The organism is Arthrobacter sp. CDRTa11 (genome assembly GCF_026427775.1).
Taxonomy (GTDB): domain Bacteria; phylum Actinomycetota; class Actinomycetes; order Actinomycetales; family Micrococcaceae; genus Arthrobacter.
The window spans coordinates 2,581,930-2,604,953 of sequence record NZ_CP044532.1; the positions used below are offsets into that span (position 1 = coordinate 2,581,930).

The following is a 23,024-nucleotide window of genomic DNA, read 5'->3' on the forward strand; positions in this document are numbered from 1 at the left end:
CGCAGAAAATGTCCAGCTTTCAGCAGGCTGGCCTGTTAAGCACGTCCTTGGACACACGTTGCTTGAGGAGCCTGCCTTCGGGACCCATTTTCAGTTGGCGCTCTTCAACAATGACCTGTCCCCGAAGGATCGTCATGCTCGCCCAGGCTGCCACCCGATAGCCTTCCCACGGCGTGTAGTCCGCTTCATGCAGGTCCGATGCCGTGATCCTTCGATCCACGGTTGTGTCGAGTACGGCCAGGTCGGCATCGCTGCCGATCGCGATCACTCCCTTTTGCGGATACAACCCCAGGATTTTGGCGGCATTGGCTGAGGTGATGTCGACAAACCGCGTGAGGTCCAGCCCTCGCTTGGAGACTCCCTCGGTATAGGCGACGGCCATCCGCATTTCGACGCCGGCATGGCCGCCGGTGGCATCGAGAATGGTCTTTCCGCGGGTCTTCACTTCGAAATCTGTGCATACGCCGTCAGTGGCGAGGGTACTGAGCGAGCCGTCCAGCAAGGCTTTCCACATTGAATCCCGGTCCTCGGCTGACTTCAGCGAGGGGTATGTATGGTAGATCGCGCCATTCTCCTGGCGGTAGTCATCCGCGGTGAAGTAGGCGTAGTGGGGGAGGATTTCACCGTAGACGGGCTGGCCCTTTCCGCGTGCCTCCTGAATGGCTTCCACGCCTTCACGGGCGCTCACGTGCATCAGGTAGATGGGTGCTCCCACATGTTCGGCCAGGGTTATTGCCCGCTGGAACGAGAGTTTTTCAGACAGGTTGTTGTGGGCGTGGTGCATGTACTCCAGGCCGATCTTGCCCTCGCGTTGCAGCTTCTTGTAGGAGTACATGACGATGTCGTCGTCCTCCGCATGGACCGCCAGCATCGCACCGGCGGCGGCGGTCTGCTCCATGAGCCCCCACATGTTTCCGAGGTCGGTCTTCTGCCGGGGACGCGTCGGAGTGGTGTTGGTCATCCACACTTTGTAGCTGCCATGGCCGGCGGCGATGGCGTCGGGGATCTGCTCAAGCACCTCGAAGGGGATTTCCGGTTCCTTGAAAGTCCCGTGCAATGCGTAGTCCGTGTAGGTAATCCCTTCCCACGTTGCGGACTTTCGCGCGAACGATTCCGAGAGTTCATCGCCGGGCTTCCAATGGGCGAAGTCAACCAGGGTGGTTGTTCCGCCGTAGATTGCGCCTTCACTCACCCGGTCCGGTCCGAAGGCCCTGATTCCGCTCTCCGCCGCGGTCGGCAGTACATCTCCTGTGTGCACATGGGGGTCCACGCCTCCGGGCACAACCAGCTGGCCGCGAAGGTCGACCTGGCGGATCGCCTGGTCGGGTGTACCAACACCGGGCTCACGGAGGGAGACGATCCGTCCATCGGAGATGCCGATATCAAGGCGCCGGGCGCCGGAGGGGGTGACGACCAGTCCATTGGTCAGGAGAAGATCAAGCATCGGAGACCTGCGCATTCGTAGAGTCGGAAGGGTCGATGGTGAAAGGCGCTGAGCTGAAGTACCGCATAGCGAGGGAGACTTTTGCCGAAACCCTCGCGTTGACGAGTTGGGACACCGAAACGTCGGCTGCAGCGCTCAACAGCATCGCCGTCTTTTCCCGGGACCACTGGCGGTCGGTCTGGAGGAGGGCCAGCATGTCGTCCAGGGCAAGCCTTGCCGCTTCGTCTAGCGTGTCGCCGTCGCCAATGGTGATCACCGACCCGCTGGAGAGGATGACTGGCCGGCGGATTCCGGCGTCCGGGACCACTGCGCAAGAAAGGAGCACGCTGCCCTCAACCTCTACGGCAGTCAGCGAACACTCGCCGTCCCCTTGGGCGGCATGCAGATCGCCGGCGAAAAGCATTGCGTCATGCACTTGAACCGGGAGGACGACGGCGGACCCCGCCGTCAGGTCCTTGCAGTCCATATTGCCGCCATGGATTCCAACCGTGCTGGAGTTCGGGGCTGAGCCGGCGGGTGCGACGCCGATTTTGCCCACCATTGGACGAACCGGGATGGTGATGCCTTCGTCGAACAGGACGTCGCCGTCAGCGATCTCCACAACGCGGCCAGCACGGCCCAAGCCGCCGCTGAAGCCGCCCCGTCCGGGAAGGGTAACCATGGCCCCGCGCTCCGCGATGCTGATCTCATGGACATCTATTCGCAAGGTGTCTCCGGGCTTCACTCCACGGACAGCGACAGGGCCAGTAACCGGGATAGAGAGTTTTTCGTACTCACCGGTCCGCTCGAAAAGGCCACCGGTCAGCAGACTCCTGGCATCAAGCCAAAAGGGTTCCCCCTGCTGCACCTCGAGGATTGGGGCTGTTTCTGCAGTGAAGGATCCGGACGCATCTTCAAAACCAGCACGGACAGAGTGGTTGAGCGTCTGAAACTTATGCATCATGGTCACGTCCTAGGAGGGGTAGACCGGGCTTGCCCAGCCTTGGTCCGCGGCAGCCCTGCCGATCACGGCCTTTCGGTACAGGTCCAGCAGACTTTGTGTGACAGTTCCTGCTGTTCCCTGGCCAATGGTGGTGCGGTCAACAGAGGCCACGTGGTTGACCTCGGCCGCGCTTCCGCAAACGAAAATCTCATCCGCGGAGTAGAGCTCGGTACGGTCAATAGGACGGATGTCAACGTCCATGCCCAGCTCAGTCCGGGCCAGGTGCAGCACGCTGTCCCGGGTGATTCCTTCAAGGATGCTTTCAGTAACGGGCGGCGTGCACAGGCGTCCTTGGCGCACCATAAAGACGTTGTAGCCTGCCCCTTCGGCAACATGGCCGTTTTCTGTCAACAAGAGTGCGGCATCGTAGCCGTTCCGCTTGGCTTCCAATAGCGCGAGCCTGCCGTTTTGGTAATTGGCGATGGACTTAATCCTTGGTGGCATGGAGCGGTCCGAAAGGCGTGCCCAGGAGCTGATCTGCACGTTAAGTCCGGTGGCCCCGAAGTAGTTGCCCATGGGAATCGCCGCCATGAAAACAGTGGACGGTCCGGTGTCCTCAGGCTTCCCGTCATCGGAGTCGACGAAAACCTGCGCCCGCATGTGCAGGTTCCCACGGAGCTCGTTGGCCCGGATCAGTCCGAGCAGCTGGTGCACCAGTGCTTCCGTATCCTGCGGTCCGTCGATCTCAACTACCCTCATGGAGTCAACTAGACGGCGCATATGGTCAGCCACCCGGAACGCGTAAAGCTGCTGGTCATCTTCACTCCAGTACGCACGGAAGCCTTCAAAAACTCCGACTCCGTACTTAAGTGTTGTGCTCAATACATGGAGCCGGGCGTCGTCGTACTCCACCAGCTCGCCATCCTTCAGCAAATACTTGACGTGCTGCCTTGTCATAGTGGGCTTCGTGTTGGCGATTGCTGCGGCTTCTTGCGTGCTCGGCATGGCTCTCTTCCGTTCCTCTTTTGCTCGTTGAAGCGCGTTTGGCGGCTGGTCAACTGGAAGATGCCGGGGCATCTTCATTCAAGGTTGTTGGTTAATCACTATAATGAAGACCCTCGGGCCTTTGTGTCAATGGATTCCCATTAGCTCCAGCCAAAAGTGGCCCCTCGTGCCAAGTCTTGCCGCGCCCCCTGAAGGCTATAGTTCGCTGGTCTTCAATAAATTGCATGAAAGGGGGTGCATTCTTCCTACCATCGCGCTAGAGTCGAATTCAATAAAGTGATGAGGCTTTGGGATGCGGCATACCCGCATGTAAAGCCGTCGATGAGGGAGCTGCACATGCAACAGCCGCTGGTCATCACCCATTACGGGTTTGCTTTAGACTCGGTGAGCCCCAATGGGGAGGCGCCATGAGTATTCAGGGACTCCCACGCACATCTCCGGGACTGCGTGTCTCTGGGTGGGCCCGGCGTGGCCAGACCCTTCTGTTCCGTCGCTCGAGCGCCATCATGACCGCCGTCGCAGTCGCCATTATTGTGCTCCTGCCGGTCATGGCGCTGGTGGTACCGATGCCGCACGATCCCTTCCGTCCGGATACGAACTCAATCGGCATCGCGCCCAACGGGACCCACTGGTTCGGCACGGATGGAAACGGGATGGATATCTTCTCCCGAACAATAGAGGCCGCAAAGCTGGACCTTCCCATCGCATTGGCGGCAACTGGGCTGTCGCTCATAGTTGGTGTCCCACTCGGGCTGTTCGCCACGAGCGGCCGTTTGGGGGACGCCATCATGCGCGTCATCGATGCGTTCGCCGCGCTGCCAATCATCGTTATCGCTGTTGTCTCCATTAAGCTCATGGGCGGCGGGCCAACCGACGTCATCCTGGCGATTGCCGTTGTGGCTGCCCCACGCTTCGTGCGGCTATCCAGGGCAGCCGCCATGGCCCTCCGATCCGCCAGATACGTTGAAGCGGCAGCCGCAATCGGGTGTTCCCCGATCCGGATTGCCTTCAACCACATCTTCCGCAACGCCTATGGCGTAGTCCTGGTGCAGGCGACACTTACCGCTGCCAACGCGCTGGGCACCATCGCGGCCCTGAACTTCCTGGGGGTAGGTGTCAGCCCGCCTACGCCGACGTGGGGAGCCATGATCAACGACGGAGTCAGCATGCTGATTAGGGGCGAGTGGTGGGCTGCAGCATTTCCCACCGCAGCTATGCTCCTAGCCATCGGATCACTGAACATCATCGCCGGCGCAATCGAAACAAAGATCGAACGAGTGGAGCGGGTGCGGTAATGACAGGACTTCAGGTACGGGACCTCGTGACCGAGTTCCATTCCCGGGATCAGGTCATCAGGGCCCTCCACGGAATCTCCTTCGAGATCGGCGGCAACGAAATCGTTGGCATTGTAGGTGAATCAGGATCAGGAAAGTCCACAGTGGTGCGGTCAGTGATCAAGCTGCTGATGCCGCCCGGGCGGGTCATGTCGGGCACTGCCGAGTTTGCCGGCCAGGACCTTATCAGCCTCTCGGAACACCAAATCCGCCAAATTCGCGGCAAGGAAATCGGGTTCGTGGCGCAGAATCCATTCAGTGCGTTAAACCCAGTGGTGCGCATTGAGCGACAATTCGCAAACATTGCCAAGGCCCACGGGCTTCCCACAGACCGTTCCTCAAGGGAGCGGGCCCGGGACCTGCTGGCTTCAACGGGAGTCAACGATCCGGAGCGCGTGCTGCGCGGCTACGCTCATGAACTTAGCGGCGGGATGGCCCAGCGCGTTGTGATTGCCATGGCTTTGTATCTGAACCCGGGTTTGATCATTGCTGATGAACCGACGACTGCCCTCGACCTGACCGTTCAGCGGCAGGTCCTCGATACCCTCACGAGGCTGACGAGAGACAATGGGCGCTCCATGCTCATCGTGACCCATGATCTTGGTGTGGTGTCGAACTATTGCGACCGGGTCCTGGTGATGTACCGGGGAAACATCGTAGAACAAGGTCCCGTTTCAGAGGTGTTCGTGCGCCCGCAGGACCCCTACACCGTCTCGCTGTTGGATTCAGTGGTCCGGCCGGAGGCTGGGGAGCCTGGCGGCGCCAAGCATGCTTTTCCTTCGGAGACTAAAACGCCGGGGGATGCAGACAATTCCCAGCTTACTGAGTCCAGGAGTGTGTGACTGTGGCCATCATTGAAATGAAGGACGTGCGCAAGACTTTTCGCACTCCCCAGGGAACCACCGTGACTGCAGTCGACGGAGTCTCCTTCGGGGTGGAGCGCGGCGAAACGCTCGGGATCATCGGCGAAAGTGGCTCCGGTAAGTCCACTCTGGGCCGCTTGATACTCCGGCTCAACGAAGCCGACTCCGGCTCGATATTCCTCGAAGGCGAGGACATCAGGGCGCTGTCGAAGGCGCAGTTGCGGAAGAGGCGACGGAGATGGCAGATCGTCTTCCAGGAACCATTTGCTTCGCTCAACCCGCGGCTCACCATCCGTCAGATCGTTGAGGAGCCGCTCGTCGTCTCGAAGACCTACGGCTCCCGCACGGAACGGTTGCAGCGCGTGATCGAAACGTTGAATGAGGTGGGGCTCTCGGAAGAGTTCCTGAATCGGCGCCCGGCCAACCTCAGCGGGGGACAGCAGCAAAGGGTAGGCATAGCGCGGTGCCTCGTCACGGATCCAACCTTGGTGGTGCTGGACGAGCCGACGTCGTCCCTGGACCTGACCATCCGGGCCTCCATCCTCCGCATGCTCGCCAAGCTGCAGGTGGCGAGGGACCTTACCTACGTCTTCATCTCCCATGACATTGAGACGGTCCGGCACTTTTGCTCGCGTGTGGCAGTGATGCACCACGGACAGTTCGTCGAAACAGGCACCACTCATGAGGTCTTATCCAATCCCCAACAGCCCTACACGCAGGCGCTTATGGCTGCAGCACTGCCTCCCGTTCCGTATTCCCCTGAAGCTAAGGCGGCAACGGCATGATCCGCTACATCCTGTCCAGGCTTGTCATAGCCTTCCTGCTGCTCCTGGGCCTGATCACACTTAGTTTTGGCCTCGTATCCTTGCTGCCCGGTGATCCCGCAGTAGCACTTTTGGGCGAATACGCCACTCCTTCTGATGTCGCACGGATCCATGCCCAGCTTGGCCTGGACAAGCCATTCTGGGAGCGGTACCTGGACTACATCAGCAGGACGCTGCAGGGCGATCTGGGACAGTCATTCTTCACCGGAAGCTCCGTCTCAGCGGAGATTTGGACCCGCTTGCCAAACACCCTCGTCTATCTGGTGCCCGGCCTCCTCCTGGCCCTGGTGATCGGTATGGGAATGGGAACACTCGCTGCATACCGCTACGGTCGTGGAGCGGACAAAGCCTTCACTGCCGGCGTATCAGTCCTTATGGCAATGCCGGAGTTTGTTCTGGCGCTGCTTCTGCTCTTTATCTTCTATCAGCAACTGCATTTGGCTCCAGCCCCGCTCGGGATGCTTTCGAGCTCCGAAATTCCGCCACCCAAGGTGACCGGCTCCGTGGCGCTGGATGCCGTGATCGCCGGTCAGTGGAGCACCGTGAACTCCATCCTCAGCAGGGCCGTCCTGCCCATCATCACCATGGGATTGTTCTTCGCTGCGCCCTTCGGTAAAACCGTTCGCACCGGCCTTCTCCAGGTCCTCAATTCTCCTCAGATTGAATTCGCGAGGGCCTGCGGCCTCAGACCCCTGCAGGTGTTCCGATACGCCCTCAGCGACGTCCGCGGTTCATTGATGACGTACATGGTTCTGCTGTTTGCCGCTGCCCTCAGTGGTGCCGCAATCGTGGAAAGCGTGTTTTCGTGGCCCGGCGTTGGCGGCTGGTCCCTGGATGGCGTACTTAAGGGCGACGTTCCTGTCATTCAGGGCTTCGTCTTGATTATGGGCGCTACAAGCCTCCTCGGGTACGTGCTCCTGGATTCCCTCATCACTTTGCTGGATCCACGCACGCGCAACAACGTGCTCCGCAGTGCCAAGCGCCCCCTCAGAAGCTCTGCATCGGACCCGGCTGCCCAAGCTGCAACGCCTGTTGTTGAACCGGTTGTGCCGCCAAACGTGCCTCAGGGTTAAAAAGTCGAACTAACCCTCCAGAAAACCCTTGACATTCCCCTCATATTCAATAGATTGAAGATATGTTCACTACATTGTATGAAGACAAGTTGGTGGTCCTGGGCGGAATCATTCCGCTTGATGGCAGGGTGAGTTGGGTGCCCGAAGGTGCAACAGGCTTTCAGCCCTCCAACGCCTACCTCCTTACAGAAGGTTCCTCCCGGCTCCTCGTCGATTCAGGACTTGCAGTCCATAGCCAGGAAATCCTCGAGGATCTCGCGCAGCTGATTGGCGAAGGCGGGGGAGTGTCCATGTTCTTCACCAGGAGTGAGATGGACTGTGTGTCAAACCTCGAGCCCATAGCCGGCAGGTTCGACATCGAAAGGCTCTTCACCGGCGGGGTCATCAACCCGTTTGACGCTTTCGATGACCTGAGCCGCCTGGCACTGCGCGGGCGCCGCCACCAGATCGACGCCCAGCGGACCGAAGAAGGAGACTCCGTCGCCCGTGCCGCAGAAATCGAAATAGCTCCCGGCCGCGTCCTTGAGGTCGAATCGCCGCTGCTTCGCCTGCTGCCTACCTTCTGGGGCTGGGACCAGGAGACCGGCACCCTCTTCACCTCTGACACATTCACGCATGGCATGATGGAGCGCCCGGATGGCGCGCGCATCATCGACTCGACGGTGGAGGACGCCACCACAGTGGAACAGGTCGCCGGCCATCTGTACGCGAAATATGAATGGATTCCGCGCTCCACGTGCGGACCCCTGCGGGAATGGCTGCAGGAGAAGTTCGACGCCTTAGATCCGGAAATCATCGCCCCGTCCCGCGGATGCGTACTCAAAGGACGCGACGTGGTCCGCCGCCACCTTGGCTTCATGCTCGACGCGCTTACCCCGCAGCTGGTTTAGGAGACCATCATGGAAGAACTCGTTGAAACTATGAGCAGTGACCTGCCGCGAACCGTCGCGAAGGGCGTCACATGGATGAGCTCCTGCCTTCCCTTCCATTTGGAAGACCGTGTCATCCACGGCCACAACTCCACCTACCTGGTCCAGGGCGACCATTCGTCAATCCTGGTCGACACCGGTAACCCATCGAGTTGGCCCATCATTTCCCGCACACTGGACGGGCTTCTGGACGGAAAGGAGCTGACATACGTCTTCCCGACGCACCCTGAGTTGCCCCACACAGGCAACCTCCCCCGGCTTGTGGAGAAATATCCGCAGATCCAGGTGATTGGCGACGTCCGCGACTACCACCTCTTTTATCCGCAGATCGAGCCAAACCTCCACGCAAAGGTGCCTGGGGACAAGGTGGACCTTGGCGGACAGGAGTTCATGGTGGTGGAGGCCCTGATCAGGGACCTGCCCAACACCCAGTGGGGCTTTGCGCCACAGGCTGGAGTCCTCTTCACTGCGGACGGTTTCTGCTACATGCACCGTCCGGAGCTGGACGACGAAGACCCGGTTCATCTTCCCGGGGAGTGTGGACTCACCACCGGGGAGCTGCAGGTCCCTATCGCCGTCGAAAATGCAGCGTTCTTTACCGGCAGCGCCCTTTACTGGGCACGTTTCGCCAATGACGCTGACGCAGTATACGACCGTGTTCTTCATCTTATTGATGACCTTGGCGTCCAGTCCGTTGCCCCTACCCATGGCAACTTCATCAGCAATATCCGCGAGGTGGAGCCCATCATTCGGGCAGGCCACAAGCGGGCTTACCGCTACGAGACCGCACAGCCGTAGCATCCACCCAATAAATGGAGTCATGTAATGAAAACTCTGCGTATGATCACCGGGGGCGCAGCCGTTGCCCTCGCCACGTCCCTCGTTGGCTGCGGGAATTCCAGCCCACAGACCCAAGACAACACCGCCGTCGAAAACATCGTAGTAGCGGTCGGCGCACTGCCGGACAGCCTCACACCAGCACCTTGGGGAGGCAGCGCTTCGCACGTCGTGCTCAGCGGCCTCGGCTCCCAGCTCCTACAGTACAAAGTCGGAGAGAGCGACGGGAAGACATGCCCAGAGCCCTCCACCGAGGTTGCCGGCAGGCTGGCCGAAAGTGCGGAGCCCAGTGAGGACGGCACAGGTGTCGTCGTCAAGCTGCGCGACCTCACCAGCCAGTTCGGCAACAAGCTTTCGGCGGAGGACGTCCGGTGGAGCTTCGATATCGGCATGCAGCGCCAGCCCGTCATGCGCGGAACCCTCAAGAGCAGTGGCTTCAACGTTGAGGACCTGGTCAAGGTGATTGATGATCGGACCATCCAACTCAACACTGCAGGACTGACGTCGTACACGGAAGAATCCCTGCAGAACAACCTGTTCTATGTCCACGACAGCACCGAGGCCAAAAAGCACATCACGCCGGAAGATCCCACGGCCAACAACTGGCTCTCCAAGAACCTCGCTGATTACAGCGGCTGGAAGCTTGAAGAATTCTCGCCCGGCGCATCGTTGACCCTGACAGCGGATCCGAATTGGGAGGGCGAGCGGGGTGCGGTTAAGCGTGTTTCGGTCAAAGCCGTCCAAAGTACTGCCACCCGTAGCCAACTGGTTGAAACAGGCGAAGTGCAGGTAGCGAACGGATTCGAGTACGACCAGTACAAGTCCTTGGAGAAGGCACCTGGCGTTACTGTCCTGAACTGCCCCAGCCAGACTCGTGACACGATGATGATCAACACCAAGACCGGCCCCTTGGCTGACCCCAAGGTCCGCCATGCACTGTCCATGGCCATTGACCGGGATTCATTGGTCAAGGGCGCATACGCCGGCTTCGGTGAACCCGCCGGATCCATCTTCCCCATGGTCGAGGGTTCCCCCACCTACAAATTCGACAAGGCCGAAGCCAAGAAGCTGCTGACCGAGGCAGGGTACGGCAACGGATTCCCGCTGACCCTGAGCTACAGCGCTACCCGCCCCGGGCCTGTGGCTGCCAAGTCGGCAGTCCTCATCCAGTCCATGCTCAAGGAAGTGGGCATCGACGTCCAGCTGCAGAATGTGGCCAGCTCCACCGACTTCTCGACGGCACTCCTGGAAGGCCGCTATCAGGCGGTCCTCTACGCGGAGCCGATCGTGATTGCGGACCCGGCCTTCTACAGCTACGCGTTCTATGGAACCGGCGCCCCGAGCAACAGCACAGGTTGGTCGAACCCCGAATTCGACAAGGCGCGCAGCGAGCTGGCTGCAACTCCTGACGAAGAAGCCGAAAAGCGGGACGGACTCCTCAAGAAGATGGCCTCCCTGGTGGACGAGGGTGCGGCAATCCTGTCACTGGTCGAGACCCGGGGAGTGCTGGTCACCAAGGATGGGCTTCCAGGAGCCGTTCCCCTGACCAACGGACAGATCTACTTCAACGCCCTCGGCCGGTAAGCGGAAAAGTCCAGACCCCGCAAGGTCCGAGTCCCACGCGTGGTGCCGGCCGTCGAACCCGGCCGGCACCCCACATCAAAGGAACCTCCCATGATTACTATCTGCGGCAAGCAGGTCCGCGACACTTTGCAGGAACTGCTCGACCCGTCCACCACAGCCCTCGTTGTCATCGACATGCAGGAGGGTGCGGTCCATGCAGGCGGCGTGATCGGTGAATCCGGCCACGACCTCAGCATGATGCCCGCAGTCGCCGAACGCTGCGGCCGCGCCATCGCTGCAGCCAGGAAGAACCGGGTCCCTGTTTTCCATATCCGGGTCGAAAACCTGCCCGACGGCGCCAGCTCTCCGCCCGCATGGCTCCGTGCCTTGTACACGGCTGCCAATGGCCGGCCCATCGATCTGGGCAGGCTAAGCCTGAAGGGTGACCCGGCCACCGAGTTCTGTGCCGAGTGCAAGCCCGAAGAAGACGAAGTGATCATCACCAAGCGGCGGCCCAGTGCCTTTGTTGGTACTGAACTGTCGCTGCTCCTTCGGAGCCAGGGCATTGAATCGGTGGCACTGGTTGGAGTCTCAACCGGCGGATGCGTCGAGGCTACCCTGCGCGACGCCGTGCACAACGATTTCTACGCGGTCCTCATCGAAGACGCGGTGGGAGCTTACGACACCGTCATTCACGATGCGGCACTGACCGTGATGAGGGCCCGGCACGACGTGTGTACCTTGGACCAGGCGATTACTGTTTGGGACTCGGCCGGCGCGGCCTGAAACCAGGAACCAGGTGAACGCCATGAAGCCAAACACAGCCCAGACGGTCCCGGATGCGGGCGCGGCGAGGCTGAGAAGCGGTGCGTATAACCTCATCGGAGACCGGGTGTACCGGCTGGGCGCAGACATCGAACTCGACGATCTGGTCAGTTGGTGCCCGCAGGGGCTTCGCACCAGGCAACCAGTCAACTGCTACCTGATAAAAGGAAATGATGCTTCGGTCCTGGTGGACACTGGTATCCGCCTCCATGAAGCCGAGGTCATCCGGCAGCTCGAGTCCCTGGTTGAGCCGGGGGAGCCACTCGTCGTCGTCCTGACCAGGACCGAGATGGAATGCTGCCTGAACCTTCCTGCCATTGAAGCCCGCTTCCGTGTGGAAGCTGTTTGGTACACAGGCGGAATAACGGTGCCAAGGTCGACGGCGGCGGCCCGCCGGATCATGGTCAGCCCGGGAACCTCGCTGGAATCGGAGGTAGCTGATGGCGTGACGCTGGAGTTCGTGTCGCCACTCATGCGGCTCCTCCCAACGCTGTGGATCTTTGACAAAGCCTCCGGTGCGCTCCTCACCTCGGATGCGTTCACACATGGCTCCTACACTCGTTCCGACGGCCTTTCCCGGCCTGAGGACGGGTTGCGGAAATTCCGTTGGTTCACTGAAGCGGACACCCGGGGCATCGCCGACGACGTTTCGAAGATAGTGCGGGAACGGAACGTGGCGGCAATAGGGCCAGGTTATGGCGGGCCGTTCCTTGGGCTTGAAGAATGTGCCGCCGAGGCGGACGCGCTGGCTTCAGCAATTCGAAAGTCAGGACTCCAATGAGCGGCGACATCACCGGGACGGACCTCACAGAAGGCCGGGTCATCGGCGACGGCGTCAGCTGGCTGGGTGGATGCCTTTCGGCCAACGCGGAAGGCCAGGAAGTCCATTATCATGTCTCCGCCTATCTGGTGGTCGGGTCCCGGGCTTCGATCCTGGTGGACACGGGGGATCCGGCCCACCGGGATACCGTCCTGGCACAACTGGATCAAGCACTGGCCGGGCGTCCCCTGGACTTCATCTTCCCCACCCATCCGGAGATCCCGCATGCAGGCAATGTTCCAACCTTGTTGGCCCGGTACCCCTCGGCTCTCCTGGTCGGGGATATCCGGGACTACGCACTGCATTTCCCTGAATACCGGGATCGGCTCGTGGCCAAAGCCGCTGGGGAAGTCCTGGATCTTGGCGGCCGGGAATTCCGCTTTCTCCCGGCATTCATCCGGGATCTCGAGAACACCCTTTGGGGCCACGACTCTGGTGCAGGGATGATGTTTGTTTCCGATGGCTTTTCCTACATCCACGACATTCCTGCGCCGGATGACGACGAAGAGCCCGTGCATCTTCCGGGGCAGTGCCGCCTGCTCAGCAGCGAGATGCCGGTTCCGCCGACCGTGGACCAGGCCGCCTATGGAACCGGCAGGGCCCTCTACTGGACCAAGTTCGTCGATGTGGGAAAAGCCTTTCAAGGCATCGAAGAGACACTGGCGACATTTCCCACCAGGCTTATTGGCCCCGCGCACGGCAACGTCATAGACGACGTCGAAGGAATGTTGAGGACGTCGCTCGCCGCCCACCGAGAGGTCTATGAAGGGCTGGCATTGTAAAGTGAAGACTCGTCAATATAATGAAAACGATATGCCACGAACACCAAGGAGTGAAACAATGCGGGACCTGATTGGATACGGGGAGAACCCTCCCGTTGTTACGTGGCCCCATGGCGCCAAGGTGGCTGTTTCCATGGTGCTGAACTACGAGGAGGGGGCAGAGAGCTCCATCGAAGCCGGTGACGAGCGGGACGAGGATGTATCGATCTTCGGCGGCTGGTCCGCGGATCCCTCGCGCCGGAGCCTGATGAAGGAGTCCTTCTTCGAATACGGCAGCCGTGTGGGGATCTGGCGCTACCTCGGCATGTTCCGCGAGTACAGCATCCCGGCAACTGTCATGGCTTGCGGGGCTGCCCTTGAAAGGAACCCTGAGGCGGCCCGTGCAATCGTGCGGGATGGTCATGAGATCTGCGCCCACGGCTACAAGTGGCGTGGCACTGTGGGTATGACGCCGGCAGAGGAGCAGGCTGAACTTCGCAAGGCACTGGCAGCCATTGAGACTGTATCGGGCGTAAAGCCGGTGGGATGGTACGTCCGGGAAGGCATCACGGAGAACACCCGGGCCCTTCTTGTCCAGGAAGGCTTTCTTTACGACTCCAACTCATACGCCGATGACCTTCCCTACCATGTGCAGGCAGGTTCTTCGAAGCATCTGGTGGTCCCTTACTCGGGGGACACCAATGATGCCCGTTTCTGGGGAAATGGCAGCTTAGGCACCTCAGAAGACTTCTTCAACGTTCTGAAGGACACCCTCGATTGCCTCCTGATCGAGGGGGAGACCGTACCGAAGATGATGTCCGTAGGGCTGCACTTGAGGATCGGCGGCCGCCCCAGCGTGGCGCATGGGGTTCGTCGATTCCTTGAGTATGCGCTGGCCCAGGATGGCGTTTGGTTTGCTACCCGCGAGGACATCGCCCGTTGGTGGATTGAGCACCCGCCGGTCCCGGCGGACGCTGTCCGGTCTGAATCAGCATTTGAAGGCGTGGCATGAAACAGGGAAGGGGCGAAACGTCCGTGATCAATCTGGAAAAGCTCGTCCACAACGTCCATGAGCAAGGCTTCCAACCCCTGGAGAAGATTGGGCTAAAGGGTCAACAGGACCAAGGGCTGGTCAGCACGCTCATTTCCAGGGACCTCAGTGGCTCCGATGACCTATGTGTCAGCTGGGGAAGGATCCTCCCAGGGCAGCACCACCTGTGCCACCACCATCCGGATGCCTCAGAGTTCTACGTTGTGCTTAAAGGGGCTCCCATTGTCCACTTGGGCGACACGACGTACAGAGCCAAGCCGGGCGACGGTATCTATATTCCGCGGGGGACGACTCATGGCATCACCAACGACAGCCAGGAGAACGTGGACCTGGTGGTGGGAGTCAGCAAGCCGGCGGACTGGCAATTCGTACCGGACGAGTGACCAAGTCTTTCCGCTCCACGTATACCCCCGCACAATAAAAGGAGGAGCATCATGACTCTGCAGTCCGGGATTGCACCCAAGAGGAGTGTTGGGATCATCACCGCTGATCCGACTCCCACCCTGCTCGCACTCCTCGCACATGCTGCCGTGGACTTCGTAGTTCTCGATGCTGAGCAGACCGGGATGACAGTTAACCAGTGTGCTGACGTTGTGCAGCGTCTTGCGGGCTCCGGGGTTCACGTAGCAGTGCGCGTGCCGGACCTTCAGGTGAACACGCTCGTGGCTTTCGCGAACACTGGGGTCGCGGAGATCGTGTTGCCCCAGGTGCGGACTGTGGACGAACTGGAACAGGCCCAGGTGGCTACAACGTACGCACCGGCTGGTTCCCGCCCAAAGCAGGTAACTCCGGCTTCAGCGTTTGGCAAGGACTTTTCCCGCGCTCCCTTGCTGACTGTCCTTTTCGAAACAGTGGAAGCCGTGAACCGGGTGAAGGAATTTACCGCAAGTGAGGCCTTTGGCGGCGGATGGGTGGGTCCGACTGATCTTGCCGCCGATCTCTACCGACACGGAGATCCGCGGCCGGAGGCAGTGCAGGAGGCTGTTCAGCGCGTAGTGGATGTCATTTCCGCAGTAGGTGGCAGCATCGGTCTCCCAGCGCCGGGCATAGCCTCGGCAACCAGCGTCTTTGACCGGGGAGCTGATCGCTGCGCAGTCTACTGGGAAAAGGAGTTGGGCGTGGTGCTCACCGGCTATGCAGAATCGCGTAACGCGTGACGTACTTTGGGCGGGCTGGCAGGAGTCAAAAAACCCTTGCATTGCATGCCTCCTGCGCCTGATCATCTTCGATATACTGACGGACAGCCAAGGACTAATGAAGGAGTCGTTGTGGAAGCCACAGAGACAGCAAGCAATGAGGCAACCGAATCGGTCGAACGCGACTTCTGGATCACCCACCTCGGAGCAATGGTGAAACAGCAGCGGCTGGGGAGGTTCACGGTTGAGGAACTGGCGGAGCGGGCGGGCATCAGTGCTGGGCTGATCAGCCAGATCGAGCGGGGTATCGGCAATCCCTCATTCGCTACGCTCCTACGCCTGGCGAATTCACTGGACCTGCCGTTGGCCAGTATGTTTACCGACCCCAACGACGGCGAAGACCACATGCTGGTTCGCCGCGCAGACAGGCGGCGGATAGAGATCCCCTCGCAGGGGATCATCATGGAGCTGATCGTTCCCGATGCCGAGCGGAAGCTCGGAGTCATCACCATGACAATCCCCGCAAACTTCGACGGCTCCCACGTCCCGCACTCCCATGAGGGGGAAGAGTGTGTCATTCTCCAAGCCGGCACGCTGGTCGCAACTATTGGAGGCAGGGACTTCGTTCTTGAAACGGGGGACAGCCTGACCTACGACGCTTCCCTTCCACACTGGTGGAGCAACCACACGAGTTCGGCTGCGGTAATGCTCGCTATCTCCACCCCTCCTTCCCTGGGCAAGGCCCACTAGGGGCATGGACGTCCCCGGGCCGAAATCGCGACTGGGCATTCTTGTGCCCTCATCAAACTCAAATGCGGAGTCGATGACCGCCGCTGTCCTGGCGCAGCAGCCCGACCTTGGAGTCCACTACAGCCGGTTCCGGCTGCCGCCAAACCTCGACGACGCCGTCGACCTGAGCGTGCTGGGCGCCGCCCCCGCACTGCTTGCCGAAGCGGAGATAGACGCGGCTGCCTTTCACGGAACCTCCGGCTCATGGACAGGCATCGACGGCGACCGCGCCCTCTGCCAAGAACTAAAAGATGTCACCGGCGCTCCCGCAACCACAGCTTCGCTTGCCATTCTTGAGGCTTGCAGCGCGCTCGCGGTGAGCCGTATCGCCGTCGTATTTCCGGGTCCGCTTGGCATTGCCAACATGATCCAGCGAGAGTACGCCGGCCACGGCGTGAACGTCATCGCTGTCTCCGTGCCGGCCTACACCATGTCAAACCCTGAGATCTCCAGGCTGGGCCACAGCGATATTCAGAACCTGATGCTGCCGGCGTTTGAGTACGACGCCGAGGCAGTAGTTTGCGTGGGGACAAATCTGCGCTCGGGGTATCTAGCGGCCGATTTGGAGCGGCGTTTCGGGGTGCCGGTTATCGATAGTGCGCTTGCCACGCTCTGGCAGCTGCTTCGGGTCGCCGGAGTTGGCCGGCCGATCCAGGGGTGGGGAAAGCTGCTGGCAGCGTCTTAGGCGCAGCTTGGGTGAAGCGCCCGCGTCAGTTGGCGGGCTGGTTACCTGGAAGCCTTTTCCATGGTCTTCAACCAGGCGCTGACAATCTCCACGCGTGTAGCGAACCAGACCGGCTTGCCCCGAGCGTGCGTGAGGTACTTATCCACGGCGCCTGCGTAGGCAGGCCTTCCGATGAGTCGTGGATGAAGTCCCACACTCATGACCGAAGCGCCGCTCCGTGCGTCGACAAGCATCATTTCGAGGGCTCCCACGAGGTGATTGGCGAACGAATCGCCGGTGGGAAACTGCCTGAGCAGGCCCGAATCGTTGGTGTCTCCGGCATACGGCAGCACCGGGAGGCGAGGATTCTCCGGTCCTGATCCCCAATGGGGGAGATCGTCGTTAAAACTGTTCGACTCGTACGCGAATCCTTCGTCCGCCAGCAGCCGCCTCGTTCCGGGCTTGAGCCCGTCGCGGGAATACCAGGTGGTGGGTTCACGCCCTGTGGCGGCTTTGATCGACTCGCAGGAAGACGCTACTAACCGCGCTTCTTCCTCGTCAGTGAGACCGGTATGGGTGTCCCACTGGTAGCCATGGTCAGCAATCTCATGGCCGTCGCGCACCAGCGCCGCACCGATTTCCGGATTTAGCTGGAGCGCCATTGCGCAGCAGAACGCGGTGGCCCGGACATCGTGCTTCCGAAGGATTCTCAGCAGCCGCCAGATGCCGGCCCGGGAGCCGTATTCGAAGGCGGACTCCAGCGTGAGATTCCGCTCTGCCGATGCCCGGGCCGGGATCCAGTGCGCACCCAGGTCATTGGCGGGATCGCCCCGCGCAATGCTTCGCTCCGCGCCTTCCTCAACATTGATAACAAGGGACACGGCGACGCGCGCATCTCCGGGCCAGAGGAACTCGGGGGGAGACTCACCATAGCCAATGAAGTCGCGGGAGGAACTCGATTGGGCCATTTCTGCACTCTCCTTCGAGGGTTCCGAAAACGTGGAAGCGGACGCTATAGTGAAGCAACTTCGATATGATGAAAATAGCGCAGGAGGAAGCAGATGTCCACGCTTATTCGGGACGGCACCGTTGTCACCGGTGACGGCAGCGGAGTGATCACCTCGGGGGCTGTTGTGATTCGCGACGGGCGGATCGTTGAAGTAGCGGAGCGCTGGAGCCCGGAGACGGACTTCGAGGGAGAAACCATCGACGCCAGCGGTTGCCTGGTGATGCCTGGCCTGATTAATTGCCACACTCATGGTGTGACGCCCGGTGCCCTCTTTCCGAGCGCCGCGGCCGCTCTGCCGGAGGAGAAGTGGATGGGCAACCTTGACCGCCACCTCCTAGCCGGCACAACCACTGTCCTTAACCTTTGCGGCTTCGCCAGCATGGAAGACGTCCGTGTGGCTGACCGTCGCCATGCCGTCCATGTGCGTGGGGCAACAACCCACCTTCCGGAATGCCTTGTAGCTGCATCAATGGCGGATGGAGGAGGCCTGACCCCGCAGGTGCGTGGGCTGACTGTTGAAAGGATGCTTGAAGACGGAGCCATTGCAATCGGCGAACTTGGGGGAGGGCAAACGCTCGGCGGAGGAGGCCAGGACCTTGTCTATATCCCGGCTGCCATCGAGAAGCTGACCGGAGTCCGAATTTCAATCTCCCAGTCGCGGCGGATCAAGGAAGCAGTCCTGGGCCGGTTTATCGACGTCGAGGCTTTTGACCAGGCTGAACTGACAGCTGCGGCCCAAGACGCCGGACTATCCGGCCGCATCACGATTGAGGCGCTAAAAACGCTGGTGGCGGAGTGCGTGCTGCCGTCATTCGTTCCTGCCATCAATGGCATCAGGGAGGGAGTGATCGAGTCGGCCCGGTTCGGTGTACCGGCCATCGTGCACAGTGCGTCTGCAACCTCAAAGGTGCTGCGGGAGCTGATGACGGAAACCCACGGAAACGGAATGCAAGTGATAGCAGCGCACGCCAATCACCCATCCCACACTCCTTCTGAAGCCCGGGAGCTGGCTGCATTGGGCCGGGATTACGGCTGGGCTGCCGAGGCATCAGTTTTTGACCTTTTGCACCGTAAGCACACCGTCACAACTCGGGAGCATTGGGATCTGCTCCTCAGCAGCCCGAACCTGGTTTCAGTCCTTGGCACTGACTATGGGCGGGATGGAGAACACGACGAACTCATCTCAGCGGTACAGGACGTGATGTCCCGGGGCCATCGGACGCTCGCAGGCGCCATTGCTATGGCCACCTCTGCAGTGGCCGCACTGATTCCGGGGATCGCGCCAAACAGCGGCACGCTGGAAGCCGGCCGTATGGGGGATGTTGTTGTGACAAACTCGGAGGATTTTCGCGACGTGCGGTTCGTCTTTGTTGACGGCGTCTGTGTGGTCAGGGATGGACACCTTACATCAGAGGCACACAGATGATCCAGCCTGAAGACTCGCGCGAAGTGCGGGAAAGCCAGCATTTCAAGATCATCAGCGAGATCGTCGGCGATGCCATCGCCCGGGACGATCTGCCCGCGGTGGAACGTGCCTATACCGATTTCCGCAGCGGCATGGACCAGCTCCGCAGGACCTTCGAAAGCGTCAGGGCAGAAGAAGAACGGGACCAGCAATGACTGAAGCGTGGGAACTCGGCATCGAAGAGGCAAGCCGTCTAATCCGGGAGGGCCAGCTTTCAGCAGCTGATCTTCTGGACTCCGTCCTTTCGAGGCTGCAGGACACCGAGGAATATGCCCGTGCCTGGGCCTACGTGGATGAACCTGCGGCACGCGCTGCTGCAATGACAGCTGACACTAAAGCCAGGACAGGCGCGTTGAGCGGTCCCCTTCACGGCATTCCCGTTGGGATCAAGGACGTGATAGACGTTCAGGGCATGCCAACAGAGGGCGGCTCAATCTCCCTGCGCGGCAACATCGCCGACCGGGATGCCGGTGCCGTCCGACAACTCCGAGGTCATGGGGCCGTGATCCTTGGAAAGCTCGAGACACATGAGTTCGCCTTCGGACAGGGGACTCCTCCGCCCCGGAACCCTTGGGGGCACGATCGTTACGCCGGTGGATCGAGCGTTGGGTCCGGGGTGGCTGTTGCCGTGGGCAGTGCGCTGGGTGCCCTGGGGACAGATACGGGAGGATCCGTCCGCAACCCTGCCGCCGTCAATGGACTGGTGGGCCTCAAGCCCACAACAGGCCTGGTGGATACTTCCGGTGTGCTTAACGTCAGCCACTCCCTCGACCACATAGGGCCGATCGCCCGCAGCGTCGAGGACTGTGCCATCCTCTTCGAGGGGATGTTGGACCCAATGGCGCTGTCCCGGCTCGGCGGCTCGACGTTGTTGCCAGGCGAAGAATTGCCAACTCCCGTGAGGCTCGCCGTCGACCGGGGCATCTGGGGCGAATGGGGCGTTTCAGCCGCAGTGGTGAAGTGCGTGGAAGGCGCCCTCACCGTCCTGCAGGATCTCGGGATGGAAATCGTGGACGTACCCCTGCCCGAACTCGATATGGCATTGCCTGCCAGCCTGGCCATTTCCCTCTCCGAAGCCATCGGGCATCACCGCGAACGGCTGCGCCGGGACCCCGCCCGGTATCTTTCGGGCACACGCATCATGATTGAGACAGGAGCCCTCATTTCACCAGCAGACGTTCGTTTGGCTTGGGACGTACGGAAGTACCTTCAGGACAAAGTCGCGGAAACAATGCGGCGAGCGGAGGTCCATGCTCTGGTGTCGCCCACTTTGCCGGCGATCGCACCCCTCGCTTCTGCAATGTCCTCTGAGCTGACAGGGGCGACGGGGGAGGACTCACTGGCTGCCGCCCTCCGGATGCTCTCACCCGCAAACCTCCTGGGCATGCCCGGATTGAGTGTGCCATGCGGATTCGCCGGCGGGCATCCAGTGGGCCTGCACCTCATGGGGCACGAGTTCGCGGATGCCCAGATACTGGCTATCGCGTTAGCCTACGAACGTGCAGTGCCATGGCGAGGGCACGTGCCGGTGAGGTTATTACCGGAGATCGCAGATTGAGTACCAGCACCTCAGGCAGCACCCGATCCGTACGGACGGGTGATCGCCTCGAGGAAATGCCCGTCAGGATCCGCGAAATAGACGCCACGGCCGCCGTCGTTGTGGTTGATTTGCTGCGGGCGGGACCGTCCCGGGTCCGCCCAGTAGGCGATGCCCTGGGCCTGGATCCTTCCGAAGATTCCGTCGAAGTCCTCCTCGCTGACCAGGAAGGCGTAGTGCTGCGGGGCGATGGGCCGGTCTGCGGTGGCGAAATCGAGGGCCACTCCATGCTCGAGGCTAACTGTCATGAAGGACCATACGGCTTGGGGTTCCGGCAGCCCGAGCACGCTGGCCAGGAACTCCGCCGAACGGTGCTTGTCTGTTGCATAAACGATGGTGTGGTTGAAAGTAACAGTCATGGCTCAGAGTCCTTCAAACAGGTCGGTCAGCAGTGGACTGCCGGGCTGCCTGGCCGGCCACACCATGACCGACGATTCCCGGGACACAATTCTGGCCCACCGGCGCTCAGTCACCCCGGGGTCGACGATGACGTGCCGCTGGGATTTGTGCTCCATGAGGCCTGCGACTGTTCGATGCGCTACCTGGCTGGTGTCCACCTCGATGTCGATCCATTCGTCGGGAACCGGGCGCAGGTGGTACTCGCGGGCAGGGTCCCAGGGCTCCAGGCCCAGTTGTTGCCGCCTCTGGTTCCAGCGTTCAAAGGTGGACGCGCGTAAGGCACCGTGAACGAGGCGTTTCAAACCAGGGCCAGGCACCTCACGTGCCCGTGCGAAGGCTTCATCCGTGGCCCTGCCCACCGCAATGTGGTCCCGGTGCCCTGTAATTCCGTCCGGCCCGAACGTCACCACTACCTGCGGGCGTTCCTGGAGCAGGATGGCCAGAATCCTCCCGACCAGCTCCTCGAAGCCCACTTCGGCGACGTGACCGTCCTGGTAGTCCAGCCACTCGTGCCGGTCCGGAATGGTGCCGTGGGCCTGCCATGCGCTGATACTTTCCCTTCGCCGCCAGGCACCCAGCTCCTGAGGCGTGGTGGGGACGCCGTCCGCGATCTGCCCGGCCCCTCCGTCGGTCGCCAGCACCAGGCAGAACCGGAACCCGGGGTCGTTCTCATGCAGGGCGATCGAGCCCGCGCAGCCGTACGCGTCATCATCCGGATGCGCAACCACAACGGCCAGTGAATGTGGTTCGTCCATACGACAGAGGTTAAACTCCTCTGGCTCAGAAAAACAGACCATGGTAGCGGTCAAGCCCGGTCGCGGGATCGGCTGCTGTGAGGGTTTGTTAATAGCGGACGTCGGCCTGTACCGCGAAGTGGTCCGACGCGTACGTGCCGTGCGCCGGGCCGGTGCCAAGCAGCGCCGCGGAGAGCGGATGGCCGGCTCCGCCGCGCCGTGGTGTGGCCGTGAAGATGTAGTCGATCCGGCGGTCCGGCCAGAGCAGTTGGGTGGCCCAGGGGTTGCTGTTGGACCAGGTAAAGCCTTGGCCACCTGGGCCGGCCACTTCCCATGCGTCGTAGAAGGCCATACCGGGGACGGGCGCCGCTGCCCGGCCCGTCATCATGCGCATTTCGTCACTGTCCGGATCGGCGTTGAAATCTCCGCAGACGACCAGCGGGGTTCGATCGTCCTGGGACTCGTGCAGGTCGGTGAGCAAACCCCTCACTGCTTCCTGGCGTTGCTGGCTTTGATCGAGCCACCAGGCGTCCATCACCACGCCACACACCTGGATCGGCCCGCGCGGCCCGGACAGTTTGGCGTGCTGCGCACGCAGGCCACCGAACGAAATGCTGGCTTGGGAGGTGATGGGCCACCGCGACATCACCGCGACGCCGGACAGCGCGGAGGCGTCTTCCTGCGCCGGCACGCCGCTGAAGGCATAGTGCGGCAACCCGAGCGGGCCGGCCAGCCTCGCGCACTGGCTGTCTTCGGCCCGTGCCCACGACTCGGCCAGAACTACGACGTCAGGGCGGGCGTTTGCCAAGGTGGTGATGATTGCGGCCTCACGCTCCTGCCATGGACCGTACAGCCCCCAGACATTCCACGCGACAAACCGGGCCGTCGTCTCGATCAGCTCGCCGTAGAAGTGCGGAGGGATGTCCTCGTCGCGGGTCACTCATCCATAATGCCCAAGGGCAACCACTCAGTGCCAGCCC

General features: G+C 61.2%; 25 protein-coding genes. 18 read left to right on the plus strand and 7 right to left on the minus strand.

What is annotated here, in order from left to right:
* Nucleotides 1-19: 19 nt before the first annotated feature.
* The 3 genes from F8G81_RS11535 to F8G81_RS11545 are packed head-to-tail and all read right to left on the minus strand — an operon-like array spanning nucleotide 20 to nucleotide 3,371.
* On the minus strand, nucleotides 20-1,444 hold the full coding sequence (locus F8G81_RS11535) for an amidohydrolase family protein (protein ID WP_267274885.1): 1,425 nt from the start codon (nucleotides 1,442-1,444) through the stop codon (nucleotides 20-22).
* Entirely contained in the window at nucleotides 1,437-2,387 is a 951-nt protein-coding gene (locus F8G81_RS11540; protein WP_267274886.1) for an acetamidase/formamidase family protein, read from the minus strand. Before F8G81_RS11540 ends, F8G81_RS11535 begins: the two co-directional genes overlap by 8 nt.
* A 9-nt stretch (nucleotides 2,388-2,396) precedes the next feature.
* The gene (locus F8G81_RS11545; RefSeq protein ID WP_267274887.1) at nucleotides 2,397-3,371 is read right to left on the minus strand and encodes a branched-chain amino acid transaminase; all 975 of its coding nucleotides are present in this window, start codon (nucleotides 3,369-3,371) and stop codon (nucleotides 2,397-2,399) included.
* A gap of 506 nt (nucleotides 3,372-3,877) precedes the next feature.
* On the opposite strand from F8G81_RS11545, the gene F8G81_RS11550 reads away from it, so the two are divergent.
* From F8G81_RS11550 to F8G81_RS11625, 15 genes are all read left to right on the plus strand, one after another.
* Nucleotides 3,878-4,666, plus strand: coding sequence for an ABC transporter permease (locus tag F8G81_RS11550; RefSeq protein ID WP_267274888.1), 789 nt, complete (start codon nucleotides 3,878-3,880; stop codon nucleotides 4,664-4,666).
* Complete coding sequence (locus F8G81_RS11555) at nucleotides 4,666-5,547, plus strand: ABC transporter ATP-binding protein (RefSeq protein ID WP_267274889.1); 882 nt, start codon at nucleotides 4,666-4,668, stop codon at nucleotides 5,545-5,547. The genes F8G81_RS11550 and F8G81_RS11555 overlap by 1 nt, the downstream gene beginning before the upstream one ends.
* Before the next feature lie 2 nt (nucleotides 5,548-5,549).
* Nucleotides 5,550-6,353, plus strand: a complete 804-nt coding sequence (locus F8G81_RS11565; RefSeq protein WP_323809180.1) for an ABC transporter ATP-binding protein — start codon at nucleotides 5,550-5,552, stop codon at nucleotides 6,351-6,353.
* Nucleotides 6,350-7,465, plus strand: coding sequence for an ABC transporter permease (locus tag F8G81_RS11570; protein WP_267274890.1), 1,116 nt, complete (start codon nucleotides 6,350-6,352; stop codon nucleotides 7,463-7,465). The genes F8G81_RS11565 and F8G81_RS11570 overlap by 4 nt, the downstream gene beginning before the upstream one ends.
* 62 nt (nucleotides 7,466-7,527) lie before the next feature.
* Nucleotides 7,528-8,355: a hypothetical protein gene (locus F8G81_RS11575; RefSeq protein ID WP_267274891.1), complete on the plus strand. Its 828-nt coding sequence runs from the start codon at nucleotides 7,528-7,530 to the stop codon at nucleotides 8,353-8,355.
* 9 nt (nucleotides 8,356-8,364) lie between these two features.
* Complete coding sequence (locus tag F8G81_RS11580; protein ID WP_267274892.1) at nucleotides 8,365-9,192, plus strand: MBL fold metallo-hydrolase; 828 nt, start codon at nucleotides 8,365-8,367, stop codon at nucleotides 9,190-9,192.
* A gap of 27 nt (nucleotides 9,193-9,219) precedes the next feature.
* Nucleotides 9,220-10,815: an ABC transporter substrate-binding protein gene (locus tag F8G81_RS11585; protein ID WP_267274893.1), complete on the plus strand. Its 1,596-nt coding sequence runs from the start codon at nucleotides 9,220-9,222 to the stop codon at nucleotides 10,813-10,815.
* A gap of 90 nt (nucleotides 10,816-10,905) precedes the next feature.
* Nucleotides 10,906-11,580 carry a cysteine hydrolase family protein gene (locus F8G81_RS11590; RefSeq protein WP_267274894.1) on the plus strand — a complete coding sequence of 225 codons (675 nt, stop codon included), beginning with the start codon at nucleotides 10,906-10,908 and terminating at the stop codon, nucleotides 11,578-11,580.
* Between the two features lie 22 nt (nucleotides 11,581-11,602).
* A complete protein-coding gene (locus F8G81_RS11595; RefSeq protein ID WP_267274895.1) occupies nucleotides 11,603-12,400 on the plus strand; it encodes an MBL fold metallo-hydrolase in 798 nt (265 codons plus the stop codon).
* Entirely contained in the window at nucleotides 12,397-13,221 is an 825-nt protein-coding gene (locus tag F8G81_RS11600) for an MBL fold metallo-hydrolase (RefSeq protein ID WP_267274896.1), read from the plus strand. The genes F8G81_RS11595 and F8G81_RS11600 overlap by 4 nt, the downstream gene beginning before the upstream one ends.
* A gap of 58 nt (nucleotides 13,222-13,279) precedes the next feature.
* On the plus strand, nucleotides 13,280-14,212 hold the full coding sequence (locus F8G81_RS11605; protein ID WP_267274897.1) for a polysaccharide deacetylase family protein: 933 nt from the start codon (nucleotides 13,280-13,282) through the stop codon (nucleotides 14,210-14,212).
* Nucleotides 14,209-14,634, plus strand: a complete 426-nt coding sequence (locus tag F8G81_RS11610) for a cupin domain-containing protein (RefSeq protein ID WP_267274898.1) — start codon at nucleotides 14,209-14,211, stop codon at nucleotides 14,632-14,634. The genes F8G81_RS11605 and F8G81_RS11610 overlap by 4 nt, the downstream gene beginning before the upstream one ends.
* A gap of 51 nt (nucleotides 14,635-14,685) precedes the next feature.
* The gene (locus tag F8G81_RS11615) at nucleotides 14,686-15,408 is read left to right on the plus strand and encodes an aldolase/citrate lyase family protein (protein ID WP_267274899.1); all 723 of its coding nucleotides are present in this window, start codon (nucleotides 14,686-14,688) and stop codon (nucleotides 15,406-15,408) included.
* 111 nt (nucleotides 15,409-15,519) lie between these two features.
* On the plus strand, nucleotides 15,520-16,137 hold the full coding sequence (locus F8G81_RS11620) for a cupin domain-containing protein (protein ID WP_267274900.1): 618 nt from the start codon (nucleotides 15,520-15,522) through the stop codon (nucleotides 16,135-16,137).
* 73 nt (nucleotides 16,138-16,210) lie between these two features.
* On the plus strand, nucleotides 16,211-16,861 hold the full coding sequence (locus tag F8G81_RS11625) for a hypothetical protein (RefSeq protein WP_267274901.1): 651 nt from the start codon (nucleotides 16,211-16,213) through the stop codon (nucleotides 16,859-16,861).
* Nucleotides 16,862-16,902: 41 nt separating this feature from the next.
* On the opposite strand, the gene F8G81_RS11630 is transcribed toward F8G81_RS11625, so the two are convergent.
* Nucleotides 16,903-17,808 carry a polysaccharide deacetylase family protein gene (locus F8G81_RS11630; protein ID WP_267274902.1) on the minus strand — a complete coding sequence of 302 codons (906 nt, stop codon included), beginning with the start codon at nucleotides 17,806-17,808 and terminating at the stop codon, nucleotides 16,903-16,905.
* Between the two features lie 93 nt (nucleotides 17,809-17,901).
* On the opposite strand from F8G81_RS11630, the gene F8G81_RS11635 reads away from it, so the two are divergent.
* From F8G81_RS11635 to F8G81_RS11645, 3 genes are read left to right on the plus strand one after another with little or no spacing between them, the layout of a single operon-like run.
* Nucleotides 17,902-19,275, plus strand: a complete 1,374-nt coding sequence (locus F8G81_RS11635) for an amidohydrolase family protein (protein ID WP_267274903.1) — start codon at nucleotides 17,902-17,904, stop codon at nucleotides 19,273-19,275.
* The gene (locus tag F8G81_RS11640; protein WP_267274904.1) at nucleotides 19,272-19,469 is read left to right on the plus strand and encodes a hypothetical protein; all 198 of its coding nucleotides are present in this window, start codon (nucleotides 19,272-19,274) and stop codon (nucleotides 19,467-19,469) included. The genes F8G81_RS11635 and F8G81_RS11640 overlap by 4 nt, the downstream gene beginning before the upstream one ends.
* Nucleotides 19,466-20,872, plus strand: coding sequence for an amidase (locus F8G81_RS11645; protein ID WP_267274905.1), 1,407 nt, complete (start codon nucleotides 19,466-19,468; stop codon nucleotides 20,870-20,872). Before F8G81_RS11640 ends, F8G81_RS11645 begins: the two co-directional genes overlap by 4 nt.
* Before the next feature lie 11 nt (nucleotides 20,873-20,883).
* On the opposite strand, the gene F8G81_RS11650 is transcribed toward F8G81_RS11645, so the two are convergent.
* From F8G81_RS11650 to F8G81_RS11660, 3 genes are all read right to left on the minus strand, one after another.
* Nucleotides 20,884-21,270, minus strand: a complete 387-nt coding sequence (locus tag F8G81_RS11650; protein ID WP_267274906.1) for a VOC family protein — start codon at nucleotides 21,268-21,270, stop codon at nucleotides 20,884-20,886.
* Between the two features lie 3 nt (nucleotides 21,271-21,273).
* The gene (locus tag F8G81_RS11655) at nucleotides 21,274-22,065 is read right to left on the minus strand and encodes a PIG-L deacetylase family protein (RefSeq protein WP_267274907.1); all 792 of its coding nucleotides are present in this window, start codon (nucleotides 22,063-22,065) and stop codon (nucleotides 21,274-21,276) included.
* An 88-nt stretch (nucleotides 22,066-22,153) separates the two neighbouring features.
* On the minus strand, nucleotides 22,154-22,984 hold the full coding sequence (locus F8G81_RS11660) for an endonuclease/exonuclease/phosphatase family protein (protein ID WP_267274908.1): 831 nt from the start codon (nucleotides 22,982-22,984) through the stop codon (nucleotides 22,154-22,156).
* Nucleotides 22,985-23,024 lie beyond the last annotated feature (40 nt).

Excerpts from the sequence above, each read along its gene's own strand:
- F8G81_RS11535 (WP_267274885.1), bottom strand. The coding sequence starts at position 1,444 with ATGCTTGATCTTCTCCTGACCAATGGACTGGTCGTCACCCCCTCCGGC.
- F8G81_RS11540 (WP_267274886.1), bottom strand. The coding sequence starts at position 2,387 with ATGATGCATAAGTTTCAGACGCTCAACCACTCTGTCCGTGCTGGTTTT.
- F8G81_RS11545 (WP_267274887.1), bottom strand. The coding sequence starts at position 3,371 with ATGCCGAGCACGCAAGAAGCCGCAGCAATCGCCAACACGAAGCCCACT.
- F8G81_RS11550 (WP_267274888.1), top strand. The coding sequence starts at position 3,878 with ATGACCGCCGTCGCAGTCGCCATTATTGTGCTCCTGCCGGTCATGGCG.
- F8G81_RS11555 (WP_267274889.1), top strand. The coding sequence starts at position 4,666 with ATGACAGGACTTCAGGTACGGGACCTCGTGACCGAGTTCCATTCCCGG.
- F8G81_RS11570 (WP_267274890.1), top strand. The coding sequence starts at position 6,350 with ATGATCCGCTACATCCTGTCCAGGCTTGTCATAGCCTTCCTGCTGCTC.
- F8G81_RS11575 (WP_267274891.1), top strand. The coding sequence starts at position 7,528 with ATGTTCACTACATTGTATGAAGACAAGTTGGTGGTCCTGGGCGGAATC.
- F8G81_RS11580 (WP_267274892.1), top strand. The coding sequence starts at position 8,365 with ATGGAAGAACTCGTTGAAACTATGAGCAGTGACCTGCCGCGAACCGTC.
- F8G81_RS11585 (WP_267274893.1), top strand. The coding sequence starts at position 9,220 with ATGAAAACTCTGCGTATGATCACCGGGGGCGCAGCCGTTGCCCTCGCC.
- F8G81_RS11590 (WP_267274894.1), top strand. The coding sequence starts at position 10,906 with ATGATTACTATCTGCGGCAAGCAGGTCCGCGACACTTTGCAGGAACTG.
- F8G81_RS11595 (WP_267274895.1), top strand. The coding sequence starts at position 11,603 with ATGAAGCCAAACACAGCCCAGACGGTCCCGGATGCGGGCGCGGCGAGG.
- F8G81_RS11600 (WP_267274896.1), top strand. The coding sequence starts at position 12,397 with ATGAGCGGCGACATCACCGGGACGGACCTCACAGAAGGCCGGGTCATC.
- F8G81_RS11605 (WP_267274897.1), top strand. The coding sequence starts at position 13,280 with ATGCGGGACCTGATTGGATACGGGGAGAACCCTCCCGTTGTTACGTGG.
- F8G81_RS11610 (WP_267274898.1), top strand. The coding sequence starts at position 14,209 with ATGAAACAGGGAAGGGGCGAAACGTCCGTGATCAATCTGGAAAAGCTC.
- F8G81_RS11615 (WP_267274899.1), top strand. The coding sequence starts at position 14,686 with ATGACTCTGCAGTCCGGGATTGCACCCAAGAGGAGTGTTGGGATCATC.
- F8G81_RS11625 (WP_267274901.1), top strand. The coding sequence starts at position 16,211 with ATGACCGCCGCTGTCCTGGCGCAGCAGCCCGACCTTGGAGTCCACTAC.
- F8G81_RS11630 (WP_267274902.1), bottom strand. The coding sequence starts at position 17,808 with ATGGCCCAATCGAGTTCCTCCCGCGACTTCATTGGCTATGGTGAGTCT.
- F8G81_RS11635 (WP_267274903.1), top strand. The coding sequence starts at position 17,902 with ATGTCCACGCTTATTCGGGACGGCACCGTTGTCACCGGTGACGGCAGC.
- F8G81_RS11640 (WP_267274904.1), top strand. The coding sequence starts at position 19,272 with ATGATCCAGCCTGAAGACTCGCGCGAAGTGCGGGAAAGCCAGCATTTC.
- F8G81_RS11645 (WP_267274905.1), top strand. The coding sequence starts at position 19,466 with ATGACTGAAGCGTGGGAACTCGGCATCGAAGAGGCAAGCCGTCTAATC.
- F8G81_RS11650 (WP_267274906.1), bottom strand. The coding sequence starts at position 21,270 with ATGACTGTTACTTTCAACCACACCATCGTTTATGCAACAGACAAGCAC.
- F8G81_RS11655 (WP_267274907.1), bottom strand. The coding sequence starts at position 22,065 with ATGGACGAACCACATTCACTGGCCGTTGTGGTTGCGCATCCGGATGAT.